Origin of the sequence: Vreelandella arctica, assembly GCF_037070215.1 — a bacterium.
Lineage (GTDB): Bacteria > Pseudomonadota > Gammaproteobacteria > Pseudomonadales > Halomonadaceae > Vreelandella > Vreelandella arctica.
On the sequence record NZ_JBANSN010000007.1, the window covers coordinates 168,852 to 191,373 of the forward strand.

Sequence of the window (22,522 nt, forward strand, 5' to 3'; positions counted from 1 at the left end):
ATCCTATGCAGGTGTATCCTTGAACGGTAAGCCGATGATAGGAAACCGCATGCGTCGACAAAAGGAGAGGCACCATGAGTGAACAACAGAATGACAACCGCCTACGCGAAGGTTACGAAAGATTGTTGGAGCGGATGCAGGGGGGCGCAAATGAGCTCACCTGGGAAAATTTACAGAAGGATCTGGACGACGCGGTTGAGTTTGAATCGGAGCTTGAAGAGTACACCAAAGACGAGCTAGCGCTGCTGCGCGCCTGGGTAGAGCGCGACCTTAAAGATATGCGCTACTTCATGGCGGATACCGGCAAGCAAGTAGCCAGCTGGCTAGGCATCGATATTGACGGGCTCTCCCGTCGCGTGGCGGAATCGCTGCTTTCGATTGCCGACCGTAGCGTGGTGGAACGCGAACGCTTTGAAGAAGACCTAGAAGCCGCCCGCGCCGACTACTGCGAAGGCGAAATGGCCGCGCCCGGTTTAATGGCCTGCACCCACTGCGATGCACAGGTAATGCTACCCACCGTTGCACGCCTGGAACCTTGCCATGAGTGCGGCCATCGCTACTTCTACCGCTTTCCCAGCAAGATCATTGAGACCTGATTCACTAAATCACCAGTAAACTGACGCCTGCGATCGCCCCCAGCGAAAGCAGGCTCATTACCGCCGCATACAGCAGGTTATTCTTCATCATGCGATAACCGCTTACCCCGTAGCGCCCCTGCAATGAAAGATTAATGCCGGAAAGCGGCCCGACGCTGGTGCCCACCGCCCATGAGCTTAATGCCACAAACGCAAATAGCGTTTGCTCCCCGTTTTGCAGATTAAGTATCGACGCCAACACCGACACGCCAATAATCGGGTGTAGGCCTGCTAACGCGCTCAGCGTAATGGCCGCAAAACTAATCATCGCCTGGGTTGTGCCAAAGCGAGTGAACAGCGTCCAGTCGCTGCCTGCGGCAGCCGTGACCAGCGTCGAAAGGCCAATCGTCAAAAGCCCTGCGGCTAAAAATAACGAAATTTCCCCACGCATGGCGGGTAAGCGCGTCGTGGTGTGTTGACGAATTCGCCGTAGGGTAAAGCGTGGCCCATGGTGCAAGTTGCTCAGCACGGCAACGCTAGGCAGTAGAAAGGTGATAATGCTGACAATGGTGAGGGTAGGGGTGAGCACAAAGTGAAACAGCATTACCATCGCGGCCATACCGACTGGCATCATTAGACTGCGCGGCGCCAGTGAGTAGCCATCCACCTCGCTAAGATCAAACCGTCGGCGTAGTTCCAGCGTGGTTAACAGCCCCGACAGCATCGCCATGGGAAAACCCACCACGGCGATTTGCGCATACTCAACCTCCGGCACCAGCGCGATCACCACGCCCATGGAAGCAAAAAACGGCGACCATAGCGCCGCGCTAGAAAGTCCACGGTTCAGCGCCAACAGCTGTGGTGTGGTCAACGGCCCCCGCCGAGCGAGCTTATCGCCGACCATAAACACGGTCGAGAGATTCAAAATCGTACCCAGGAAGTGAACCCCCAGCCAGGTACTCATCACGCCGCTAGCACCAGTCACACGTTTACCCGACGCACCTTTAGTTCCTTGCTTACCAATCAGAGAGATAAAGCTAACGCCCACCAGCATCGCCGCCACGAACGAGTTGCCCTGCAACATCGCGGGCCAATCGACATCCGCACCATACACAAACCGCGCCACCAGCAGCATGCCAGCGCCCAGCGCAATCAAAACGCCCGCCTGAATCCGCGAGCGCTTAGGAATATCCCGCCACAGCAACACAATCGCCGCCCACAGCAAATAGCTCACCGCATGCGCAGTGCTCAGCCAGCCAGTAAACCCAATAATTTGCGCGATCAAACCAAGCAGAATCAGCACGCCCGCCAAGCGCTGCCGAGAATTCGTCTCTTGCATGCCAAACCCTTAATAGTGAATTAGCAGGCTAATCGGATTTTTAGCGGAAGGCTAGCGGTAAGCTAGGAGATAGGGCAGATGCTTTTCTTCGCGTGTGATAACGAGCCAAGCGAGGCGCCCGCGTATGCATCGCCCAACGATGCCAGTTCAATGCAATCAACGAGCTTTTTGGTTCCGAGAGGCAACACTTTTTGCACCGACACGTGACCTAAGCCGAATTTATGAATAAGGTATGGTTAATGAGACAAGCACGGTCGCAATTGGAGCGTTTTAACGTAGCCCAAGTGTGCCATAGCGGTAGTGTGGTTTTGCTTCGAGAGGTGGGAAACGATGCTTCATTCAGACGAATGAAGTAACGTATTCAGCAGCAATTTGTTTTTTCAGTACGGGCTATGGCGCTTTAACCGGATAACAGCTTTCACACGATCTATGAGTTTCGGGGGCCTGCTTTACATATCCATTTGGTATCTATTTCCTGATGGTGGATATGCAAACAGCATCATTGTGCTTGGCAAAGCATACGAATTCTGAAAATAGAGCCTAAGCAATATTAATTTATTTTAAAATCATGTGGTTATAATCGAAAAGGTAGGCTACAAGTGCTAAGTAAACATGCTGGTGCGTTCATCCAATCACAGGACGCGCCATTTAATATCTGTCGGGCCGGGGGTGTACAGCCTGAATGAGTAAAATTAATTTAAGCCTTATAGCCGCTCTGGTAGTAATCCCTACGGGGTTCGGCGCGTTCAAAATGCCCACAGAGATGGGCTTAGCAATAACAGCGATCGCGTTAGCACTTGCCTTTGCTAATTTGGACAAGTTTTCGCGCTTTAAAGGAGGAGGCTTTGAGGCTGAGCTTAAGTCTGCTGTGGAGAAAACATATGCGGCCTTGGAGGAACTTAAAGATCTGGCGTTATCGCTTTCAGCCCCAATAGTAGATGAGTTAGCCATATCTGGCCGCATGCTACAGTACATTCCCTTGCAACATAAGCTCGACCGTGTAGAAAAAATATCATCTGTACTTCGCGATCTCGGAGCGTCAGATGGTGAAATTAATGACGCCTGCTCGACAATTATCCAACGGGTGAAAGTTGATCATATTAAGTCCGTGTTGCAATGCCTAAAATCAGAAAATGAAACTAAGATTGACGTCTTAGAGGGTATAGATAACCAGAATATTGATAATTGGGACAAAAGCAGTCTAGAGAAGTTTATTAGTGATCATGCGCTCAAGAAAAATGAAGAAGTTGATGAGTGGATTCAGGATCTGGACTACTTTATTCATGCGAAAAAGTTGAGGCGTGAAGATCAATGGCAGAGTTGAGTTCGCCCAACAAGGCCATGCAGCCGACGCTCGTACCTCGCGGGGCTGATGGCTGTCGTTGGGCGAATGGGTGCCGGGAGGGTAGTACGTGGACCAACTGAATAACTATGCTGATGATCGACTCATAATTGGTTGCATATATTGCGGTGGCCAAGAAGATACTCGGGAGCACATTCCTTCGCGAGTGTTTTTGGACCCACCCTTACCCAGCTACCTTCCGGTGATCGGTGCATGCCGGAACTGCAACAATGGATTCTCCTTAGATGAAGAATACCTAGCCTGCCTCATCGAATGCGTAATCGCTGGAACCACTGATCCAGATGGCATTAGACGAGAAAGGGTAGCAAAAACTCTCCGACACTCCGCGGCTCTGCGCGCGAGACTTGAGGCAGTGAGATATCAGCAGAATAGACGAACTCACTTTGCGCCGGAGCGGGACCGAGTTGAACGTGTTCTTGCAAAGCTAGCTAAAGGACACGCTGCGTTCGAGCTCAGCCAGCCTTGTTCAGGTATTCCAAGTGAAATCTGGTATGCACCGTTGGAGTCCCTAACAGATGAGGGGCGCGACTCCTACGAAGCTAGCCAGGTTGTCCAGACATACGGTGAGATTGGATCTCGCGGGATGCAAAGGCTGCAGGTCACGCAGCTTACGCTCCAGTCCTCGACTGGCGAATCGTTTACGCATGAATTGTTGCTTAATGACTGGGTGGAAGTCCAAGAGGGTAGATACCGCTACCACGCGGCGGATTATGGTGATGAAGTGAGGATCAGAATTGTGATCAGTGAGTACTTGGCATGTGAGGTAGCATGGGAGTTGTAGTTCATAAACCTCGCCCAACAAGCGTAAGCACTCGGACCAATTTTCCGCTTCACTACAAATTGTCCGGTGTTGCAAGGCGTTGGATTTTCCTAGGCACTTCTCGGCGACCTAGACCAAGGAGTTGAAAAAGAACAAAGTGATCAAAAAATCGGATAAAGACAATAGAGCGAGTATGGCTGATAGGAGGACATCAGTGTTGTCAGCCACCGGCTCGCTGTCTGGCGGAGCAGCTGGAGGACTTGTTGGAGCCCTCATCGGGGGACCCGTTGGAGGCATTGTTGGGGGAAGCGCCGGTAGCCTCATATCACTCCTTGCGAACATCCCGGCAGCGAGGCGACACCGCGAGAGAACGGAGCAAGCGCAACGAGAAATTGCCGACAAGCTGTCTCGACACGAAGGTGCGCTTGAAAAGCTGAACGATGAGCAATTCAAAATTATTTGTGAGTGCGTACTGGCATTAAATGAGACCGTCGAACGGGAGAAGATTGCCTATCTGCAACAGATTGTAAATGCAGCTGTCGACTATGGTGAGTACAGTTCGTACGAATCTATATTGCTATCACGAATAATCCGAGACATATCTGGAGAAGAAATAAAATTTCTCATTGAAAATTTTAGTTATGCAACTATAAATATATTTTCTTGGCATGATGCCAAGGATAAGTCAGACAAAAAGTTGGAAGAGCTCGAAAAACTCAGAAAAAGAATAGCGGAAGAAAATGGCCTTTTGCTGCTTCCAAGTGATTCTAATGCGCTCGTAGCTAATGGACTAGTAAGCCTCGGCGTGCTCGCTCCAGCGCAGCTTTCCCTTGGAGTTCATAAGTACAAATATTCAGATATCGCATTGAAGCTGATGGTTTTTTTACAAATGTCAAATAAAAACACTAGAGTATATAGCGAATAAAGACTTTTCGATGGAATATGCGTTGATAAAAAACCAAAAACACGATGGGCTTGTCAACCTAGCCCGTCCTGTAATTTAGCTTCCGCTCCGTCCACCTCGAATTGCAGGCTATCGCTGGGTGTTTAGACCCTAAATAAACCCCGCTGATGCTTAAGTTTTAGTAATATCGAGAAAGCAGACGAAGAGTGACCAGCATGTCGCGCTTCAAGCTGTATAACCACGATCAAAATCTCATTGTGTCAATATAAGCTTCAGTCAGGGATCCCTGAAAACGCAGTGCAATGTCTGATCGAGCACATGTTCGACTTGTCGTTTTTCCCACCCCAAACGATGTACTTATATAGGAGTAATGTCACGGCAGGTTTCGCATCATCATGCGCTACCTTGAGAACGGATCACATGAATGTCCAGGCCAGTATCCTCGTCATCTTATTTCCCTGTTTCATCTCTTTTTCCGACTATCCACTGCACCGAACTTAAGAATCAGCTTCTTGGTAGGCTTAACATTATCGGCTTTTGAAACCAGGCTGCTAAACCAGCGGCATTGAGTTGAATATACTTGGCTTTCTCTTATTAGATTTTTAAGAAGCCACTGTTCGCCCCCCTACACCAAAAGCTCTGCTCCCAGCCCGCCAAAATTCAGCGTAGGCGATTGAGTTTTTGCTTTTTGCTCGCCGCGATTACGCGCAAGGTTATTAGTTTACGCTGGCTGCCTTTAAGTGCTTCATCGAGCTAGGCATGGGAGGGTGGGTTGCATACGCGGACGTCAAAGAACTCCTCCTTGAATGATCCCTTCAAAAATGTGGTTTTTATCGTGCTGCGTGAGCAGCGTTAAGCGATCTTTGAGCGTGGGGTTGTGGGAGAAAATCGTGGCGACGTTCTCAAACGACTGACCGTTAATGTCACTACCCACACACTGCCAGCCGTAAATTTGGCAGGCCAGTAGCGGGTAAATGCCATTAGCCCCGTTCCTGTATTGAGCAGCTTGATGCTGGGCTTTTCATGTCCCAGCAAATCAGCCATTTCATGGATATAGTCGGCTCTGCGGATAGTGCATATTGTCTAGCTCTCGCCGTATTCGTCAGAACTGAACCCGAGTTACGGCAGCGAATAGCGGATTACTTTTTTATAGGTACTTATGATGTCTGGTTCCCACTTTAATACTTACGAGGCATTGTAATGGATCTTATAAATGCGGAATAACGTAATGCAGGTGGCGACCTTGTTCCTCAAAAACTAACAACCGATGCGTGGAAAAGCGCACTGGTACATTTCTTTGGAGGCATTCCCGTGCCCAATGCTCCATTACATTTGTGGGAAGGTTTTTCTGGCGCCACTGTGCAATCCAATGGCGTGCTGTTTGAAGGCCTCGACCGTAAGCTGTCGCCGTTGCCTGAAAGTACAGATGCACCGGTGCATAACCCGTCGCTCAACCTGGCAATGCGCTTTCAGGTCTCCGGTGACTTTGAGATCAATATCACCGCTACGCTGACTGCCGCCAACTCCACCTACTTCCTGTTCCACGGGGTTATCCCGATGGTGCAGGATGAGTGGTACTACGCGCAGAGCACCTTCAAGGTCCAGATCGTCAATGGTGACTGGTGTTACTGGACAATGTATCACCCTGACAATACCGAGTCGGGAAATGCTGCTGCCAGTGTCGGCACCAATGTGATTTACACCTTCAAGCGTGAGGGGACCGAGCTTGTGTTCCTGACCAACGGTGTGGAAGTTACTCGTCAATCGGATATGTGTCTGTTTGCCGATGGGGTGGTTTATCTAAGCCTGGATGAAGCGAACGTGGGGGCAACGTTCCTTGTCACCGAGATCACCACGACTGGTACCGTGGAAGAGACGCCAGTGCCTAGTGTGCCTAAGACAGCGGGCACCTTGCGTGACAAGGCCGGTAAGTTCCGCATCGGTACCGCGGTGGCCACCTACCCGATGGTGTTCGATGAGCAGTACCGCACGATTCTGGGCAATGAGTTTAACCAGCTCACTCCTGAGAACTGCATGAAGTTTCAGTTCATCCAGCCTGCCCGTGGGGTCTACGACTTCTATGAGTCGGATAAGCTGATCGACTACGCCGAACGTAATGGTATGGAGGTGCATGGCCACACGGTGGCGTGGAACGAAGCGACCCCGCAGTGGCTTTGGGATGGCTGGCTCAATGGAACCATCACCGCTAGTGAAGTAGGGGAGATCCTCGACGAGCATATCGAGACATTGTTCGGTCGCTATAAGGGCCGCATGGTGTCGTTCGATTTGATCAACGAGCCGTTTCTGGACTGGACAGACCAGCTTCGTGACTCCGTCTGGTACCAGGCATTAGGACGTGGCTACATTGAACGGGCATTACGTAAAGCCCATGAAGTGGATCCGGACGTGCTGCTGTTCATTAACGAGTGGGGGTGTGAAGAGGCGGGTGACAAACAGGACTTCCTGTTTAACCTGGTGGTCGAGTTGCAAACCGCCGGCGTGCCCATTCATGGCATTGGCTTGCAGATGCACGAAGACGTGAACGCTGATTACCAGGCGACCTGGCCACGCAATACTTCGTCTGTGACCAAGGAACACTTGAAGTCGGCCATTGCCCGCTTCAAGTCGCTGGGCATCGAGGTACGGGTGTCGGAGCTGGACATTAACCAGTATCAGAACTATGCCGATACCCCAAAGGCCGTAGCCGATTGGTATGCCCAGTACTTGGAAGCGTGCATAGAAGAGGGGGCGCACTCGTTTACCATGTGGGGCTTCACCGATCGCTGGTCGTCACTTAATGAATGGTACGACTATTACAACCATGGTAACGGGCTGATTTACGATGCCCAGTATCGACCCAAGCTGTCCTACCAAGCGCTTTCCAATAAATTGGACGAGATGGCAAGTTCTCTTACCTCCCTTTGACAGGAATGATCTTTTGAATATCTGCATCAGATAGGAGCAGCACAACGCGGAAGACCATGCTTATCGTCCTGGCTAAACGGGTCAGGATAAGCATGGCGGAAAATATGTGTTCGAGTAATGTCACGGCAGGTTTCGCATCATCATGCGGCTTCTCAAGAACGGCTCACATGAATGTCCAGGCCAATATCCTCGTCACCTTATTTCCCTGCTTCATCTCTATTTCCCGACTATCAACGGCACCGAGCTTACTAATCAACTTCTTTGCGGGCTTAATATTGTCGGCTTTTGAAACCAAACTGCTAAACCAGCGGCATTGAGTTGAGTACACTTGGCTTTCTCTTATTAGCTTTTTAAGAAACAGCTGTTCGCCGCCTTTACACCAGAGCTCTGCTCCCATCCCGCCAAAATTCAGCGTAGGCGATTGGGTTTTTGCTTTTTGTTCACCGCGACTACGCGCAAGGTTATTGCGTTTAAGCTGGTTACCTTTAAGTGCTTCATTGAGTGAGGCATGGAAGGGTGGGTTGCATACACTGACGTCAAAGAACTCCCCAGATTGAATGATCCCTTCAAAAATGTGGTTTTTATCGTTCTGCGTGCGCAGCGTGAAGCGATCCTTAAGCGTGGGGTTGTTGGCGATAATGGTGGCGACGTTCTCAAGCGACTGAGCGTTAATGTCACTACCCACACACTGCCAGCCGTAAATTTGACAGGCCAGTAGCGGGTAGATGCCATTGGCTCCCGTCCCTATATCGAGCAGCTTGATGCTGGGCTTTTCAAGTCCAAGCCCAATTAAGTCCGCCATGTGATGGATATAATCGGCTCTGCCTGGGATGGGAGGGCAAAGCGCACCCTCAGGAATATCCCAATCGACGATATTGTAGTAGCGGTTTAATAATGCGGCGTTGAGCGTTTTGACGGCCAATGGGTCTGCGAAATCGATGGAAAGTTGGCCATAAGCGTTCAGTTTCACATGAGGGGCTAGTGCTGGGTGGCTTTTTACGAGAGCAGGGAAGTCATAGCCTTGGTTGTGTAGATTCTTCGGGTGCAGGCCTTTGCGAACAGGCCTAGCGCGGCTTTTTTCACTTCCATTGGGGGTGTTCACAGTCATAGGCCCGAGGCGTTGAGTTAAATAGTCGCGTGGGTTTTGCTTGGTCCGTGATTATAACCTTAAAAAAGGAGAGATAATGTCTAACACTGCCATTGTGCTAGGCGCGACGGGGGCTATAGGTACGCAATTAGTCATTCAGTTAAGCCAACGAGATGATGTAGCCAGCGTCATATTGATTACCCGCCGTGAATTAAATCTGCCGCTTGATTTTCCTAACGCCATCACCTCAAAAATCCACACGCATGTTGTCGATTTTGAGCAGTTGGAGCAGCAAGCAGCGGCTTTGATGCCGTCAGGCTCAGTCGCCTTTGTCGCTTTAGGAACAACAAAAAAGCAGGCAGGCAGTGAAGAGGCATTTCGCCGTATTGATCATGGTTTGGTGCTGTCGTTTGCCCGTGCCTGTAAGGCAGCGGACGTTAGCAGGTTAGGAGTGGTCACCGCGCAGGGCGCTAACGTTAGTTCTGCGGTTTTTTATAATCGCGTTAAAGGAGAAGTGGAGCGCGATATTCAGGCGCTAGCGTTGCCAAGCGTATTTTTTGCGCGACCTTCCTTGCTGTTAGGGCGGCCCGACGATGGTCGTTTTGCTGAAAAGCTGGGAAGTATGTTGCTTACTCCAACCGCCTCGCTTTTGCCTAAAGCAGTGCGGCCTATTTCAACTACACGCGTTGCGGCGGCGATGATTGAGGCGGCTTTTGATGCAGGTGCTAAGCCCCCATCTTTTGTACTAACAAATGCGGAGATGCATGAGCGGGAAGATTGAGTCGCCTGTCCACGCGAAGAAGGAAGTACGTTCCATTCAGGCCATAGGCGGCCTGAATGGAAGCTGGCGGTCTTAGCTGGTTGCTTGGTTGGTTATGCCGACTTTTTCTTGTTCGCGCATTTGGTAGCTTTCGATTTCGTTATCCATATCGTTATCAGTGTCGTTCTCTATTGTCAGCGTTGGCTGCTGGAAGTGGCGCAGCTGGCGTTTTAGGTAGCTGGTGTAGAGGTATCGGTTATAAACCGCCCAGAAGTGAAAAGTTAGGAAGGTGACGACAAAGCCGATTAATACCACCTTGATCATGACCGAGGAGTAGAGCTGTTCCAGAATTGCTTCTTCCACGATGAAGAACATATACATCCTGGTTATTACCAACATCCACAGCACGAGGGTGGCGAGTGTGATTAAGATATCGCGTGTCCGATAGCCCCAGCCTTTTTGGCAAGGGTTGTCGATGATGACGGGCACCAGTTTATTGTTCATTGAATTGCTCCCCTCGGTCAGGACTAGTCCATGTGGCGAGCCTTCCTTTTTGGCGCAGCATAGCTTTCGGGAAGGCAATTACAACTGTCGCCATATTGAGAATCCAATAGGCGAACGGGTACCAGATACTCCAGTAAACGCAGCGGAATATCTCTTTGTCGTAGCGACTGTCGATATAGAAGCTGACGGTGAACTGGATGAAGCTGATAGCGATGAGGATGCTGCCAAAATAGGAAAGCAGCGTAGCGGTGATAGGCCACGACATGGGCACAAAGAACTGAGAAACCAGCCAAGCAAAAAGCAAAGTGATCACCGAGTAACACCACACCACGCTGACGATGTACTCCAGCATCAGCAGCCAGAAGCGGCGGTTTTTCCAACGAATGGTTTGCGAGAAGTAGCGCAGGAACACTTCGCCGCCACCTTGCGCCCAACGCAGCCGCTGCTTGAAAAGCCCGCGTAGCGTTTCCGGCATCAGTACCCAGCACATGGCCCTGGGTTCATAGCGAACTTGGCCGCCTGCCAGCTGTAAGCGCCAGCTGACATCGATGTCTTCGGTGATCATGTCGGTATTCCAGCCACCGACTTCTTCGAGCGCCTTGCGACGGAACGCACAGATGACCCCTGAGATGGTGAACACCATTCCATAGATGCGCTGTGCGCGTTTGATCAGGCCGATGATGGCGGAGAACTCGCCGGTCTGGATCTTGCCAATGGCGGTCGAGCGGGTTCTGACCCGTGGGTTGCCGGTAACCCCACTGACCTTTGGACTACTGAGAAAGTGACTGACCATATAGCCAATCGCATCGTAGTCGAGTATCGCATCGCCATCGATGCCCACGATGATATCGCCGGTGGCGTGGCTCAAACCGTTGTTCATGGCGCTGGCCTTGCCTTGGTTGGCTTGATGCAGCACTTTTAAGGCGGGGTATTGAAGCACCAAGGCGTCAAGCCGACTGGCAGTGTCATCTTTGCTGCCATCGTTAACGGCAATAACTTCCATGAACGGGTAATTCTGTTTAAAGAGGTGATAAATGGTCTCATCCACATTGGCCTCTTCGTTATAGCAGGGCAACAGCACAGATACTTTCGGGGCATTTTCATCCCACGTGAAGGTGGTGGGCCAGGGCTGCTTGCGCTCCCAATGAACGTAGAAGTAGATGCCCCCGCATATCCATATGGTTGCCATCAGGCTGGGATAGCCGAGGGTAAAGATGGCTAGGTGGTCGAGTATGTTCATTGGATGGCCCTGAATCGACGTCCGATGGAAAATACCGGTCTCATCACATTGATATCAGGATGGTTTTGATGAAAATCATCCGGGTAGTAGCCAATGTTTTTAATACCTTCTTCGCGCAGTATGCGTACCCACTGGGCTATCTCTGCACTGGGAATGGGGGTTTGGGTGTTCCAATCTTGAGCTTGTAGCTCGAACACCAGTTGGTCAGCGCTCACCTGTTCCAGTGAACGCTGGGCTAGGCTTCTCAGCCACTGGTTGGGGTTCTCGGCTTTTTCCATATAGGGCATGGCCATCACGGCAACGAAGTCGTAAGCCGAGGCGAAATTCTGCATGTCTTGGGCAAACCAACGCTTGCTGCGCGGCTCCATCACCGTGACGGCATACAGGTTGCGAGAGGTCGTGAATACCTTGTTGTCGGACTGGCGATAGTAGTTAGCTGCTTTCTCCAGCTCTAGCGTGAAGTCGGTCAGGTGTTCTCCCTTAAAGCGGGCCCAGGTGGCCATCAAGTTTTCGTCGTTACGAATGGCGTTAATATCGCGGGGTAACGACGCCCGCTCATAGGCGTCCAATGCCTCGGGGTTGGCATCTTCAAAGTCGGTAAAGAAGGCATCATCGTGGAATAGCAGACCGTCAAACTTGGTTAGGCGGCCAAGGTCTAGGTAGATCTCACGAATGGTGTTGCGGTTCTCGATCACATAGGGCGAGAGTCGGCGGTAGTGGTCTGGAGACTCATTACCGGTTCTTACATCTGTGACGTATTGATAACCATCCCCCAGATCAAACGATAGTACCGGCATCCATGCATACACCTTCACATTGGCGCGTTTCTTTAACTGCCAAGCAACCCGGTTGAAAAGGTCGGCTCTTACCGGTAAGTGGCGGTTGGGAAAGTAGAGTTCATCGGCCACACCGTCGCCATCCGGGTCAGAATAGGCCTGAAGGTAAACGGTGCTGACGCCGTAACGTGAAATACGTTCAATTAATCGGTCCAGATTTTGTTCTTGCTGGATGGGGTCCGGGTCATACACGTAATCCAAGTCAACGTGCACAATGCGTTGCTCTTCTGTCTCCCATAAGCGGTTAGAAAGAATCTCCTCAATTGTTTCCAGGGTGGTTTCCTGGTCAATCAGGAAGCGGTTCATGCTGCGCATGGAATCGTTAAGCCGGTTGGGCTCACCGAGTAGGCTGAAGGTGTACTTCATGCCATATTCGGAGGCGATATTGAGCGTCGCTTCACTGTAGGCGCCGTAGGGCCATACCATCACGCGCGGACCCTTGCCTATTTTTTCTTGGAATTGCTGCTGCGTCCGTGCCATATCATTGCGTATGCGTTCGATGTAGTCCGCTTCGCTTTCATAACCATTGCCCGCGTTCCAAATGCTAGTCACCGCAGCTGCTTGCTCATTGCCCATCGGGTTACCGACAGCGCCGTAGTGAAGGTTGTAAGTGTGGGAGGCAATTTCTACCAGTGGTGATTCATCTAGGGTTTTAACTTGTTCCCAGGATAGAAAGCGTTCGCGGGGGAGGTTGATTTTGCCGTAGGGCACTTGTCCGCCTGCTGGCACATCCAGCCAACTGCCTACCACTGCCTGCACCGCAGGGAAGTCGTATAGCTTGAGCAGCGGGAAAACAATATCGTAAAAGCTGCGATAACCGTCATCGAACGTCAGCAGTACCGCTTTTTCAGGCAGGGGTTGCCTGCCCGCTTTGGCATCGATGATCTGCTGTAAACTCACTGGTTGATAGCCGCCTAAGGCAATCAGGTTGAAGTGTTCGACTAGTCGGCCACGTGTAATCGTCTGTGAATAAATATCTAGATCGGGCGTGACCGTGGAGTCCACGACATCGTGGTAGCTGATCATCACATAATCATCCGCTGAGCGTGCGGCTTGAGCCTGCTGAATATTGACGATAACAAGCAGAACCGCGCTCATCATAATGACGCGCCAGAGTGTCATAGGAATCTCCATACAAAACCGGCTGAAATAACGTTGTCGTATTCAGGAACGCCGTCGTAGACGGCTCTTTCGCGGGCGATGCCGTATTCAAAGTTCACGTTGGGGGCTAACTCCCAGCTATGTTGGTAACCAATTGACCAGGTGTTTTCGCTGTCGAAGTCTTCTTGCCAGTAGCGGCCTGAACCTAGGGAAACGGTTTGGATAAAGGACTGCCGGTAATCGATCGGGATCTCATAATTAACTGACAGGACGCCTGCTAAACTGGCATCGCGCTCTGGATTGTAATAGCTGGCTTCAACGTCATCGTTGCGTGATGCAGAAGCTTGAACCCCGCCATTAACCTGCCAACGGTCCAGGTGGTAGAGCGTTTGATTCCAGTAACCGTAAACAGACTGCCGAAGGTTGCTATCTTCAAAGTCCGTGGCCATGACGCCGAGCGCACCTGCGCCGCGCTCATCTTTTCGATAGGCCACTTCAGCCCGGTAGCGGTCGGCATTGATACCGTCCCGCAGCGCCCGCAGCGGTGTATCAGTGGTGTTGATTTCGACACCCAGCGTCGTGGTGATGTGATCCGTTGGGGCGTACTGCAGTTCGGCAAGCGCCAGGAAGTCCTCGTTAAGCTGAGACCCATGGCCTGCCGCCAGCGTTACCGTGGCGGGGTGCAGGTTCCATTCGTAACCCGCCACGTTGTAAGAAGCATAAAGATCCTCATCTTCAAACTCCCCATACTGGCCAATGCGCTGAGCAAAAGGGCGGGAACCGTTGTCATTACGAGGTCCTTCCAAAAGTACTTCATAGCGCCACTCACGAGATGCCTGCGTGCCGCTACCTTGGCCTTTGCTACGCTCGACGGTGGAGCTTAGTTGCGGTGCACGCTGTTCTCGCCACTCGCGGGCCATATCGTCCCGTGATGCGCTTGGTCGTGCGGTTGCAATTTCTGTTGCTATCTCGCTGGTCGTGCCTTTCCATTGGCCACGCTGTAACCGCGAAAGCAAGACACCATGTTCGGCGACTTCTTGCTGATCAGGAGGCAATAAGGACATCGCTTGCTGATAAGACTCCTCGGCTTTTCGTGGCCAGCCTCTGGAGCGTTCGATATCGCCTTTGATGATCCATAAGTAAGGGTCAGCTGGCGCTTGAGCCTGATACGCGGCAAGGCGTTCGCTGGCCTCAGCTTCACGGCCGCGCCAGGCATCAAGTAGCACTTCTAACAGTAATACTTTCTGGTAGTTGGGGTTTTCGATACGAACGGTTTGAGTGAAGTCCAAGCGTTGCTCGGGCTCACTGGCACGCCACTGTTCTAGCAACTTATCCGCATCACGAAAGCGCTGGGCGTCGGTATAGCTGTAGAACAACCCTTCATTAAGCGGGTCGTCAGGGTTTGTGGCCTGCTTGGGAGATTGCCGAATCAGGTTTTCATAAAGCGTGATGGCCTCTTCTGGGCGGCCCATCCCATTAAGCGCATGGGCTCTGGCACGAGCAACGTAGCTGGGTAGCTGGCCGTGTTGATTCTCTAGTCTCACCGCCAGCGCTTCAGCTTCAGAGAAGCGCCTTAATTCAGCTAGAGCCACTACCTTGTCGTATTCGGCAATGGTAATGAGTTCCTGGGGGGCATCCGGTGCGCTCAGAACAATATTCAGCTGTTCTAGGCCGCTGCGGGTTCTTGAGGGTTGGTCAGTGTGAATACCCAGGCGTATATCGGTTACCCCTTCATAATAAGTAAGCCATAGGCGGTCACTATCGCTGAAAACCTCGGGGTTCGTTTCCATAATACGGCGTGCTGCAGAGCTAGCACCCAAGCCTACCGCCAGCCGATAAAGGGCATTTAGTTCACTCGTGTTACTGGGGTCTTCCGCTATCAACGATTGGCGGGCATCCAGTTCTTGTGTGGCATTGGCGGTTCTTGCTGCTAAATAGCCCCTTGCCTCAAGGCCCGCCGTCGTTATACCCGCTACTTGGTTGTATTGCTGTAGAGAGATATCCGCCAAGGTATAATTTTCCATATCCGTATGGACTAACGCCTGCCCTAGCCATCCCTGAGCGTTGGAAGGGTCACGGTAGGTGAGCGCTCGAAACAGTTCCAGCGCCTGATCGTAATCACCTGCACTGCGTGCCGCCCCTGCTAGGTTGGCGAGTTCTGAATCGCTGTAATTTTCTGTTAGACACCAATCGCAAACGGCGAGTGCTTCCTGGTGGCGCCCGGCTCGCACCAGTAGTGCTACCAAATCTTCACGAACACGAATATCGCGTGTTTGGTAATAAAGCGTTTTTAAGCCGTCGATTGATGTTTCCAGAGCTCCCTGGCGTGCTTGGATAACGAATGCTTCGCGTTGCGCATCGGTCGTCGTTTGCCCATATGCTACACCCGACGTTAAGCAGGCGAGCAGGCAAATCGGCAGTAGGGAGCTAGGACGATTTTGCATGGTGATACTCCTACCCAGAAAGCTAATGACCACAGATTTGTAATCAAATGTATATTTCTAGTGTATAGGAGTATCTTTAAGTAAATATTGGAATAAAACGTGAACTTGAAGAGGGATATCATCAGGAAAACAGCTGAGAAAAACCATTACACCCCTATGAGATCGGCCCTTGTGGGGGTGATTAAAGAGGTTGATATCTTTCTCTAAAAGATTTTTTTGGTTCTTAAAATAGTGCCAGTCACTTTTAGGCTATCTTGTGTTGATGAGTTTTCCGACAGCTTATTCATCAGAAAATTCTATTTTATTTACACAATGTTACAAATCTAGAGGGAGCTGTGATAATGGCTATTTCTCATCAGGGAGCTTGTCTCTGCGGCGCTGTTAGCGTCACTCTTACCACCAAAAGCAACCATGTCGGCGTTTGTCACTGCTCGATGTGTCGAAAGTGGGGAGGTGGCCCGATGTTTGCCGTTGACTTTGCAGAGGATGTGGATTTTAAAGGCGCAGAGCATATAGCAACGTTCAGTTCATCAGATTGGGCTGAGCGTGGTTTTTGTCGGCAGTGTGGTACGCACTTGTTTTATCGGTTAAAGCAGAATGGGCACTACGCGCTTCCCGTTGGCCTTCTGGATAGCACTGATGCGTGGAAAATAACCGAGCAGATATTTATAGAGCAAAAACCTGCTTACTACTCTTTGGCGGAAAAAACCAAGCAGCTAACCGGTAAAGAAGCATTTGCGCAGTACGACGAGCAATAATCTTGGTTGAGGCAGTAACATTTGATGAATAAGGCACTTTTATTGAGCCTCTTTGTTCTCCCGTGCTGCCTCTAGCTGCTCAATCATCCGGAGCGCTGCATTGGAGAGCGTTCGATTGGTATGTACTAAATACCCCAGCGGGCGATGGATAGGGGCAGTATCGACGTTAAGCTCTACTAGCTCACTATCGACCATCTTTTCCGGCAGCAGGCTCCAGCCTAAGCCAACGCTGCACATCATCTTGAGTGTTTCTAAATAGTTGGTTGTCATACTGACCGGCAGTTTTAACCCTGCTTTAGTGAAGCGCTGCGCAATCAACGAACCGGTAAACGTTTTGGCCCCTGGCATCACACAATTAAAATGACACAGCGCGGAAAGCGATAACGCTTCTTGGTGAGTGTGAATGTGAGTGTGAGCTTGGGGTTTGGCATGAGAGGCGAGTGGATGGTCAATAGCACAGGTAAAACAGAGCCGATCACGCCACAGTTCAATAACCTGCAGCTGCTCGTGAGGGTGGGGCGCCAGTGTTACCACCGCCATTTCCAGTGTGCCATCCAGTACGCCTTGGTAAGCCTGCTCTGAATCCAAAAAATGAAGATCGAGCTCTACTTCTGGGTGGCGTTGGGTGTACTGCTTTAATAGTGGCGGTAAGCGGTGTAGGCCAATATGGTGGCTGGTGGCCAGGGTGAGCTTGCCGCCTACCTGGCCGGAGAGATTGGCGAGCGCCCGCCGGCTATCCTCAACGCTAAAAAGTATGCGCTGTGCTTGTGGCAGTAGCACGCTACCCGCCTCGGTTAAGGCGATGCGTCGACCAATTCGGTCAAATAGCCTTGTGCCCACCTGGGACTCCAGAGTGGCGATACGTTTGCTAACGGCGGGCTGAGTAAGGTGAAGCTGCTCGGCTGCGCGTGAGAAACTTTGCGTATCGGCCACCGCCACAAAAGCTTGTAAGCTTTGGGTATCCATTTACTTATCCTTAACGTATTCCATATTGGAATCTAAAGTATGAATAACATGAATTGCTTTTATGCGCGAGCCGCGTAACACTCGCTGCATTACTGGTGCGAAGACGCCAGCACAACTAACTAGCAAGAAATGGGCATCGCCCGGGAGAGCCACATGTCAGGCCAAACGCTTTACGACAAACTTTGGAATCAGCACTTGGTGAAACAGCGCGATGACGGCACCGCGTTAATCTACATTGATCGCCAATTGCTTCATGAAGTGACTTCGCCCCAGGCGTTTGAAGGACTTCGCCTGGCAAACCGTAAGCCGTGGCGCCTGGATGCCAACTTGGCAACACCAGACCATAACGTGCCCACTACGATTAAAGAGCGCGCTGAAGGCAACAGCGGTATCAAAGATCCGGTATCGCTGATTCAGGTACAGACCCTGGACGACAACTGCCTTGAGTACGGCATTGAAGAGTTTAAAATCAACGACCCGCGTCAGGGCATTGTCCACGTAGTCGGCCCCGAGCAGGGTGCAACGCTGCCGGGTATGACCGTGGTGTGCGGCGACTCCCACACGGCTACCCACGGTGCCTTTGGTGCGTTGGCCCACGGTATCGGTACCTCGGAAGTCGAGCACGTAATGGCAACCCAGTGCTTGCTGGCGCAAAAAATGAAGAACATGCAGGTACGTGTGGACGGTGAGCTTGGCCTTGGCGTTACCGCAAAAGACGTCGTGCTGGCGATTATCGGCCAGATTGGTACCGCTGGTGGTACCGGCTACGCCATTGAGTTTGCCGGCAGTGCAATTGCTTCGCTTTCGATGGAAGGACGCATGACCGTTTGCAACATGGCCATCGAAGCGGGCGCTCGGGTGGGGTTGATTGCAGTCGACGAGACCACCATTGATTACCTGGGCAAGCGCCCCTTTGCGCCTACCGCAGAGCAGTGGGAAGCTGCCGTGGCAGACTGGCGCAATCTTGTCTCCGACGACGATGCGCAGTTCGATAAAGTGGTTACTTTGCAGGCTGATGAGATCGAACCACAGGTGAGTTGGGGGACTAGCCCTGAAATGGTCACCGGTATTTCGGGTCAAGTGCCCGACCCGCTAGCTGCACTGGATGAAACTGTGCAGCGCAGCCACACTCGCGCACTGGAATATATGGGCCTTCACGCCAACCAGAAAATCACCGATATCAAGTTGGATAAAATCTTTATCGGCTCCTGCACAAACTCGCGTATCGAAGATTTGCGTGAAGCCGCCAAAGTCGCCAAGGGCAAAAAGGTGGCTGACTCCATCAAGCTCGCCATGGTGGTGCCGGGTTCTGGCTTGGTGAAGCGCCAAGCAGAAGCCGAAGGGTTGGATAAAATCTTCATTGAGGCTGGTTTTGAGTGGCGTGAGCCAGGCTGCTCCATGTGTTTGGCCATGAACGCGGATAAGCTGGGGGCCGGTGAACACTGTGCCTCTACTTCTAACCGCAACTTTGAAGGTCGTCAGGGCTACGGTGGCCGTACGCACTTGGTCAGCCCGGCCATGGCAGCGGCAGCGGCGATCGCCGGTCACTTTGTTGATGTTCGCAGCTTACCCGCCAACGACGCCACTCACGCTCAGGAGGCCTAAGCCATGAAAAAATTTGAACGTTTGGAAGGTGTAGTAGCGCCTCTTGATCGTGCCAATGTCGACACCGATTTGATTATCCCCAAGCAGTTTTTGAAGTCGATCAAGCGTACCGGCTTCGGCGTTAATCTGTTTGACGAACTGCGCTATTTGGATGAAGGCCAGCCGGGTCAGGACTGCTCGCAGCGCCCGCTGAACCCAGATTTCGTCTTGAATCAGCCGCGTTTTAAAGGTGCTGAAGTATTGCTGGCGCGGCGCAATTTTGGCTGCGGCAGCTCTCGTGAGCACGCGCCTTGGGCGCTGGAAGATTTTGGTTTCAAAGTGGTGATTGCGCCTAGCTTTGCCGATATTTTCTACAACAACTCGTTCAAGAACGGCATTCTGCTAATCACTTTCCCAGAAGACGTAGTAGATCGCCTGTTTGCCGAAGTGGACGCCAATGAAGGCTACCAGTTGGATGTCGACCTGGAGCATCAGCGCGTCATTACCCCCAGCGGCGAGATTTTAGAGTTTGAAGTGGATGAGTTCCGCAAACACTGCTTGTTGGAAGGGTTGGACGATATTGGCTTGACGCTAAAAGACGAAGACGCCATTCGCGCCTTTGAGCAGAAACATAAAGCCGCGCGCCCGTGGTTATTCCGGCAGTCTGCGTAAGTATTTTTGAGATCTCGCAATGCGTGGGCAAGGGCAGGTCGACGCGAGGGTCTTTCGCCAAGGATGGCGAAAGTAGCGCCTAGGGATGGGTTTACAGCGCCCTCGCAGAGGCCTGCCGTTGACCCTAAGTTATTTAGTTGTAAGTGCTAAGGATTCAGCATGACTCATAAGGTTTTATTGTTACCGGGCGACGGTATTGGCCCCGAGATTGCGGCCCAGGCGGCACGCTTGTTAGAAGCTTGCCAAGAAGCGGGTTTGGATATTGAAGTGGAAGAGGGCTTAGTGGGTGGCTCTGCCTACGATGTCCACGGTGAGCCGCTGCCCGCGGAAACTCTGGAAAAAGCCAAAGCGGCCAGCGCTATTTTGCTGGGTGCGGTGGGTGGCCCCAAGTGGGATAAAATCGAAGATCTTTCCAAGCGTCCTGAAAAAGGGCTGTTGGGCCTGCGTAAAAACCTGGGTTTATTCGGTAATTTGCGCCCAGCCATGCTTTATCCGCAGCTCGCCAGCGCCTCCAGCCTCAAGCCTGAGTTGGTCGCCGGGCTGGATATTATGATCGTTCGCGAGCTGACAGGCGGGATCTACTTCGGCCAACCTCGTGGCATTGAAGTCCGTAATGGCGAGCGCGTAGGTTTTAACACCTATATTTATTCTGAAAGCGAAATTGAACGCATTGGTCGCGTTGCGTTTGAAATGGCTCAGAAGCGTGGCAAGAAGCTTTGTTCTGTCGATAAAGCTAACGTGCTGGAAGTCACCATTCTATGGCGGGAAGTGATGGAGCGTTTGGCGCCGGAGTATCCGGACGTAGAGCTTACCCACATGTATGTGGATAACGCCGCTATGCAGCTAGTACGTGCACCGAAGCAATTTGACGTGGTGGTCACCGGTAATATGTTTGGCGATATTCTCTCTGATGCCGCCGCTATGCTCACCGGTTCTATCGGCATGCTGCCTTCCGCATCGCTCAACGAAAGTGGGCAGGGCATGTATGAGCCTTGCCACGGCAGCGCGCCGGATATCGCTGGTCAGAATGTAGCTAATCCCTTAGCGATGATGCTCTCCGTCGCCATGATGTTGCGCTACTCACTGAATGAAAATGCCCTGGCGGAGCGTATTGAAGCCGCCGTCGGCAGCGTGCTGGATGACGGCCTGCGCACGGCGGATATCGCGTCAGAAGGTATGCAAACCATTGGCACAGACGCTATGGGTGATGCGGTATTGGCGGCGTTTGCCAAGCAGTAAAGTAATGGCAGTGTGACTGCGTTAAGGGCGCCTGGGGCAGGCCGTAGAGGGGGTCATTTGCCAAGGATGGCAAATGTAGCGCCCAGGGATGGGTTCACAGCGCCCCCTCCTAGGACTGTCGCAGGGGTAGCCCTTAACCTATCTCCTGGTTTCAAAATCAGCGTAAAGAAGTGTGTATAATATAGAGACTCATTTTTTGCAGGAGGACTTCATATGTTGAAAGTCGGTTTCGTGGGATGGCGAGGTATGGTGGGCTCTGTACTTATGCAGCGCATGCTGGACGATGGTGATTTTAACGGCATTGAGCCGGTGTTCTTCACCACCTCCCAGGTTGGCCAGCCCGGCCCCGATATCGGTGTAGATGTGCCTCCGCTTAAAGATGCCTTCGATATTGAAGCTCTCAAAGCGCTGGATGTTATCGTCACCTGCCAGGGTGGTGACTACACCAAGCCGGTCTACAAAGACCTGCGCAGTGCAGGCTGGAAAGGCTACTGGATTGATGCCGCTAGCACCCTGCGTATGGAAGATGAAGCGACGATCGTGCTGGATCCGGTTAACCGCAAGGTTATTGATGACCAGCTAGCCAAAGGCGCCAAAACATTTGTTGGCGGGAACTGTACTGTAAGCCTGATGTTGATGGGCTTGGGCGGTTTGTTTGAAGCCGATATGGTTGAATGGATGACCTCCATGACCTATCAGGCGGCTTCTGGTTCAGGCGCTAAGCACATGCGCGAGCTGCTCAACCAAATGGGGCAGTTACACGACAGTGTTGGTGAAGAGCTGAAGGACACCTCCAGTGCGATTCTGGATATTGATCGCAAGGTAACCGCCGCAATGCGCGGTGGCGATTTCCCGATCGATAACTTCGCCGCACCATTGGCAGGTAGCCTGCTACCGTGGATCGATAGCAAGCTGGAAAGCGGTCAGAGTCGTGAAGAGTGGAAGGCCAGTGTTGAGACCAATAAAATTCTTGGGCTCGGCAACAATCCGATCCCCATTGATGGCCTTTGTGTTCGTATCGGCGCAATGCGCTCGCACAGCCAGGCATTCACCATCAAGCTGAAGCACGATGTGCCGTTGGATGAGATCGAAGATCGCATTGCCAAGCACAACGAATGGGTCAAGCTGATCCCGAACGATAAGGATGCGACCATTGCTGGCCTAACACCTGCCGTTGCCACTGGTACGCTACAGGTGCCGGTTGGCCGCCTGCGTAAGCTGCAAATGGGGGGTGAATACCTCTCCGCATTCAGCGTCGGTGACCAGCTGCTGTGGGGCGCAGCAGAGCCCCTTAAGCGTATGTTGAAGATTCTGCGCGAACAGTAATTATTCGCTGTTATACGCTAGTCGAAAACGGGAAGCTGTTTGCAGCTTCCCGTTTTTTTGCGCTGCTAATAATTACGGTAGTGGGAAATACGGCTTTATTTCGTTAAGTTATGATAAAAAAGACGTAATACAATAAGCT

The 22,522-nt window shown here is 51.8% G+C and carries 19 protein-coding genes; 10 read left to right on the forward strand and 9 right to left on the reverse strand.

The window, feature by feature from the left end; translation table 11 throughout:
• Positions 1 to 74: 74 nt before the first annotated feature.
• Positions 75 to 596: a zinc ribbon-containing protein gene (locus V8L70_RS08835; protein WP_101145756.1), complete on the forward strand. Its 522-nt coding sequence runs from the start codon at positions 75 to 77 to the stop codon at positions 594 to 596.
• Positions 597 to 600: 4 nt separating this feature from the next.
• Here V8L70_RS08835 and V8L70_RS08840 read toward each other — a convergent pair whose 3' ends face one another.
• The gene (locus tag V8L70_RS08840; RefSeq protein ID WP_101145757.1) at positions 601 to 1,914 is read right to left on the reverse strand and encodes a hypothetical protein; all 1,314 of its coding nucleotides are present in this window, start codon (positions 1,912 to 1,914) and stop codon (positions 601 to 603) included.
• Between the two features lie 682 nt (positions 1,915 to 2,596).
• Here V8L70_RS08840 and V8L70_RS08845 point away from each other — a divergent pair.
• Both V8L70_RS08845 and V8L70_RS08850 read left to right on the forward strand, forming a co-directional pair.
• Positions 2,597 to 3,238 carry a hypothetical protein gene (locus V8L70_RS08845; protein WP_101145758.1) on the forward strand — a complete coding sequence of 214 codons (642 nt, stop codon included), beginning with the start codon at positions 2,597 to 2,599 and terminating at the stop codon, positions 3,236 to 3,238.
• A gap of 941 nt (positions 3,239 to 4,179) precedes the next feature.
• Entirely contained in the window at positions 4,180 to 4,962 is a 783-nt protein-coding gene (locus V8L70_RS08850) for a hypothetical protein (protein WP_101145760.1), read from the forward strand.
• Positions 4,963 to 5,404: 442 nt separating this feature from the next.
• Here the strand turns inward: V8L70_RS08850 and V8L70_RS08855 are convergent, their stop codons facing one another.
• Positions 5,405 to 5,536: an RlmF-related methyltransferase gene (locus V8L70_RS08855; RefSeq protein WP_232774684.1), complete on the reverse strand. Its 132-nt coding sequence runs from the start codon at positions 5,534 to 5,536 to the stop codon at positions 5,405 to 5,407.
• 192 nt (positions 5,537 to 5,728) lie between these two features.
• Positions 5,729 to 5,875, reverse strand: coding sequence for an RlmF-related methyltransferase (locus tag V8L70_RS08860; RefSeq protein WP_232774672.1), 147 nt, complete (start codon positions 5,873 to 5,875; stop codon positions 5,729 to 5,731).
• Between the two features lie 377 nt (positions 5,876 to 6,252).
• Between V8L70_RS08860 and V8L70_RS08865 the strand changes: the two genes are divergently transcribed.
• On the forward strand, positions 6,253 to 7,866 hold the full coding sequence (locus tag V8L70_RS08865; RefSeq protein ID WP_232774673.1) for an endo-1,4-beta-xylanase: 1,614 nt from the start codon (positions 6,253 to 6,255) through the stop codon (positions 7,864 to 7,866).
• Between the two features lie 163 nt (positions 7,867 to 8,029).
• Here V8L70_RS08865 and rlmF read toward each other — a convergent pair whose 3' ends face one another.
• Complete coding sequence (gene rlmF / locus V8L70_RS08870) at positions 8,030 to 8,974, reverse strand: 23S rRNA (adenine(1618)-N(6))-methyltransferase RlmF (RefSeq protein WP_101145761.1); 945 nt, start codon at positions 8,972 to 8,974, stop codon at positions 8,030 to 8,032.
• A gap of 76 nt (positions 8,975 to 9,050) precedes the next feature.
• On the opposite strand from rlmF, the gene V8L70_RS08875 reads away from it, so the two are divergent.
• Positions 9,051 to 9,734, forward strand: a complete 684-nt coding sequence (locus V8L70_RS08875; RefSeq protein ID WP_101145762.1) for an NAD(P)H-binding protein — start codon at positions 9,051 to 9,053, stop codon at positions 9,732 to 9,734.
• Between the two features lie 72 nt (positions 9,735 to 9,806).
• Here the strand turns inward: V8L70_RS08875 and V8L70_RS08880 are convergent, their stop codons facing one another.
• Genes V8L70_RS08880 through pgaA form a run of 4 tightly spaced genes read right to left on the reverse strand, consistent with a single transcriptional unit; the run spans position 9,807 to position 15,838 of the window.
• A complete protein-coding gene (locus V8L70_RS08880; RefSeq protein ID WP_101145763.1) occupies positions 9,807 to 10,217 on the reverse strand; it encodes a hypothetical protein in 411 nt (136 codons plus the stop codon).
• Positions 10,207 to 11,457 carry a poly-beta-1,6-N-acetyl-D-glucosamine synthase gene (gene pgaC / locus V8L70_RS08885; RefSeq protein ID WP_008956184.1) on the reverse strand — a complete coding sequence of 417 codons (1,251 nt, stop codon included), beginning with the start codon at positions 11,455 to 11,457 and terminating at the stop codon, positions 10,207 to 10,209. The genes V8L70_RS08880 and pgaC overlap by 11 nt, the downstream gene beginning before the upstream one ends.
• A complete protein-coding gene (gene pgaB, locus V8L70_RS08890) occupies positions 11,454 to 13,415 on the reverse strand; it encodes a poly-beta-1,6-N-acetyl-D-glucosamine N-deacetylase PgaB (RefSeq protein ID WP_101145457.1) in 1,962 nt (653 codons plus the stop codon). The genes pgaC and pgaB overlap by 4 nt, the downstream gene beginning before the upstream one ends.
• Positions 13,412 to 15,838 (reverse strand): poly-beta-1,6 N-acetyl-D-glucosamine export porin PgaA, encoded by a 2,427-nt coding sequence (gene pgaA, locus V8L70_RS08895; RefSeq protein ID WP_101145456.1) that lies wholly within the window; start codon positions 15,836 to 15,838, stop codon positions 13,412 to 13,414. Before pgaA ends, pgaB begins: the two co-directional genes overlap by 4 nt.
• 341 nt (positions 15,839 to 16,179) lie before the next feature.
• Between pgaA and V8L70_RS08900 the strand changes: the two genes are divergently transcribed.
• Entirely contained in the window at positions 16,180 to 16,596 is a 417-nt protein-coding gene (locus tag V8L70_RS08900) for a GFA family protein (protein ID WP_035586089.1), read from the forward strand.
• A 39-nt stretch (positions 16,597 to 16,635) separates the two neighbouring features.
• On the opposite strand, the gene V8L70_RS08905 is transcribed toward V8L70_RS08900, so the two are convergent.
• Complete coding sequence (locus V8L70_RS08905) at positions 16,636 to 17,562, reverse strand: LysR family transcriptional regulator (RefSeq protein ID WP_101145455.1); 927 nt, start codon at positions 17,560 to 17,562, stop codon at positions 16,636 to 16,638.
• A gap of 153 nt (positions 17,563 to 17,715) precedes the next feature.
• Here V8L70_RS08905 and leuC point away from each other — a divergent pair, with 153 nt between their 5' ends.
• The 4 genes from leuC (at position 17,716) to asd (ending at position 22,383) form a co-directional block, all read left to right on the forward strand.
• Positions 17,716 to 19,167 (forward strand): 3-isopropylmalate dehydratase large subunit, encoded by a 1,452-nt coding sequence (gene leuC / locus V8L70_RS08910; RefSeq protein WP_101145454.1) that lies wholly within the window; start codon positions 17,716 to 17,718, stop codon positions 19,165 to 19,167.
• Between the two features lie 3 nt (positions 19,168 to 19,170).
• The gene (leuD, locus tag V8L70_RS08915) at positions 19,171 to 19,818 is read left to right on the forward strand and encodes a 3-isopropylmalate dehydratase small subunit (protein WP_008956190.1); all 648 of its coding nucleotides are present in this window, start codon (positions 19,171 to 19,173) and stop codon (positions 19,816 to 19,818) included.
• Between the two features lie 159 nt (positions 19,819 to 19,977).
• Positions 19,978 to 21,057 carry a 3-isopropylmalate dehydrogenase gene (gene leuB / locus V8L70_RS08920; protein WP_101145453.1) on the forward strand — a complete coding sequence of 360 codons (1,080 nt, stop codon included), beginning with the start codon at positions 19,978 to 19,980 and terminating at the stop codon, positions 21,055 to 21,057.
• Between the two features lie 213 nt (positions 21,058 to 21,270).
• Entirely contained in the window at positions 21,271 to 22,383 is a 1,113-nt protein-coding gene (gene asd / locus V8L70_RS08925) for an aspartate-semialdehyde dehydrogenase (protein ID WP_101145452.1), read from the forward strand.
• Positions 22,384 to 22,522 lie beyond the last annotated feature (139 nt).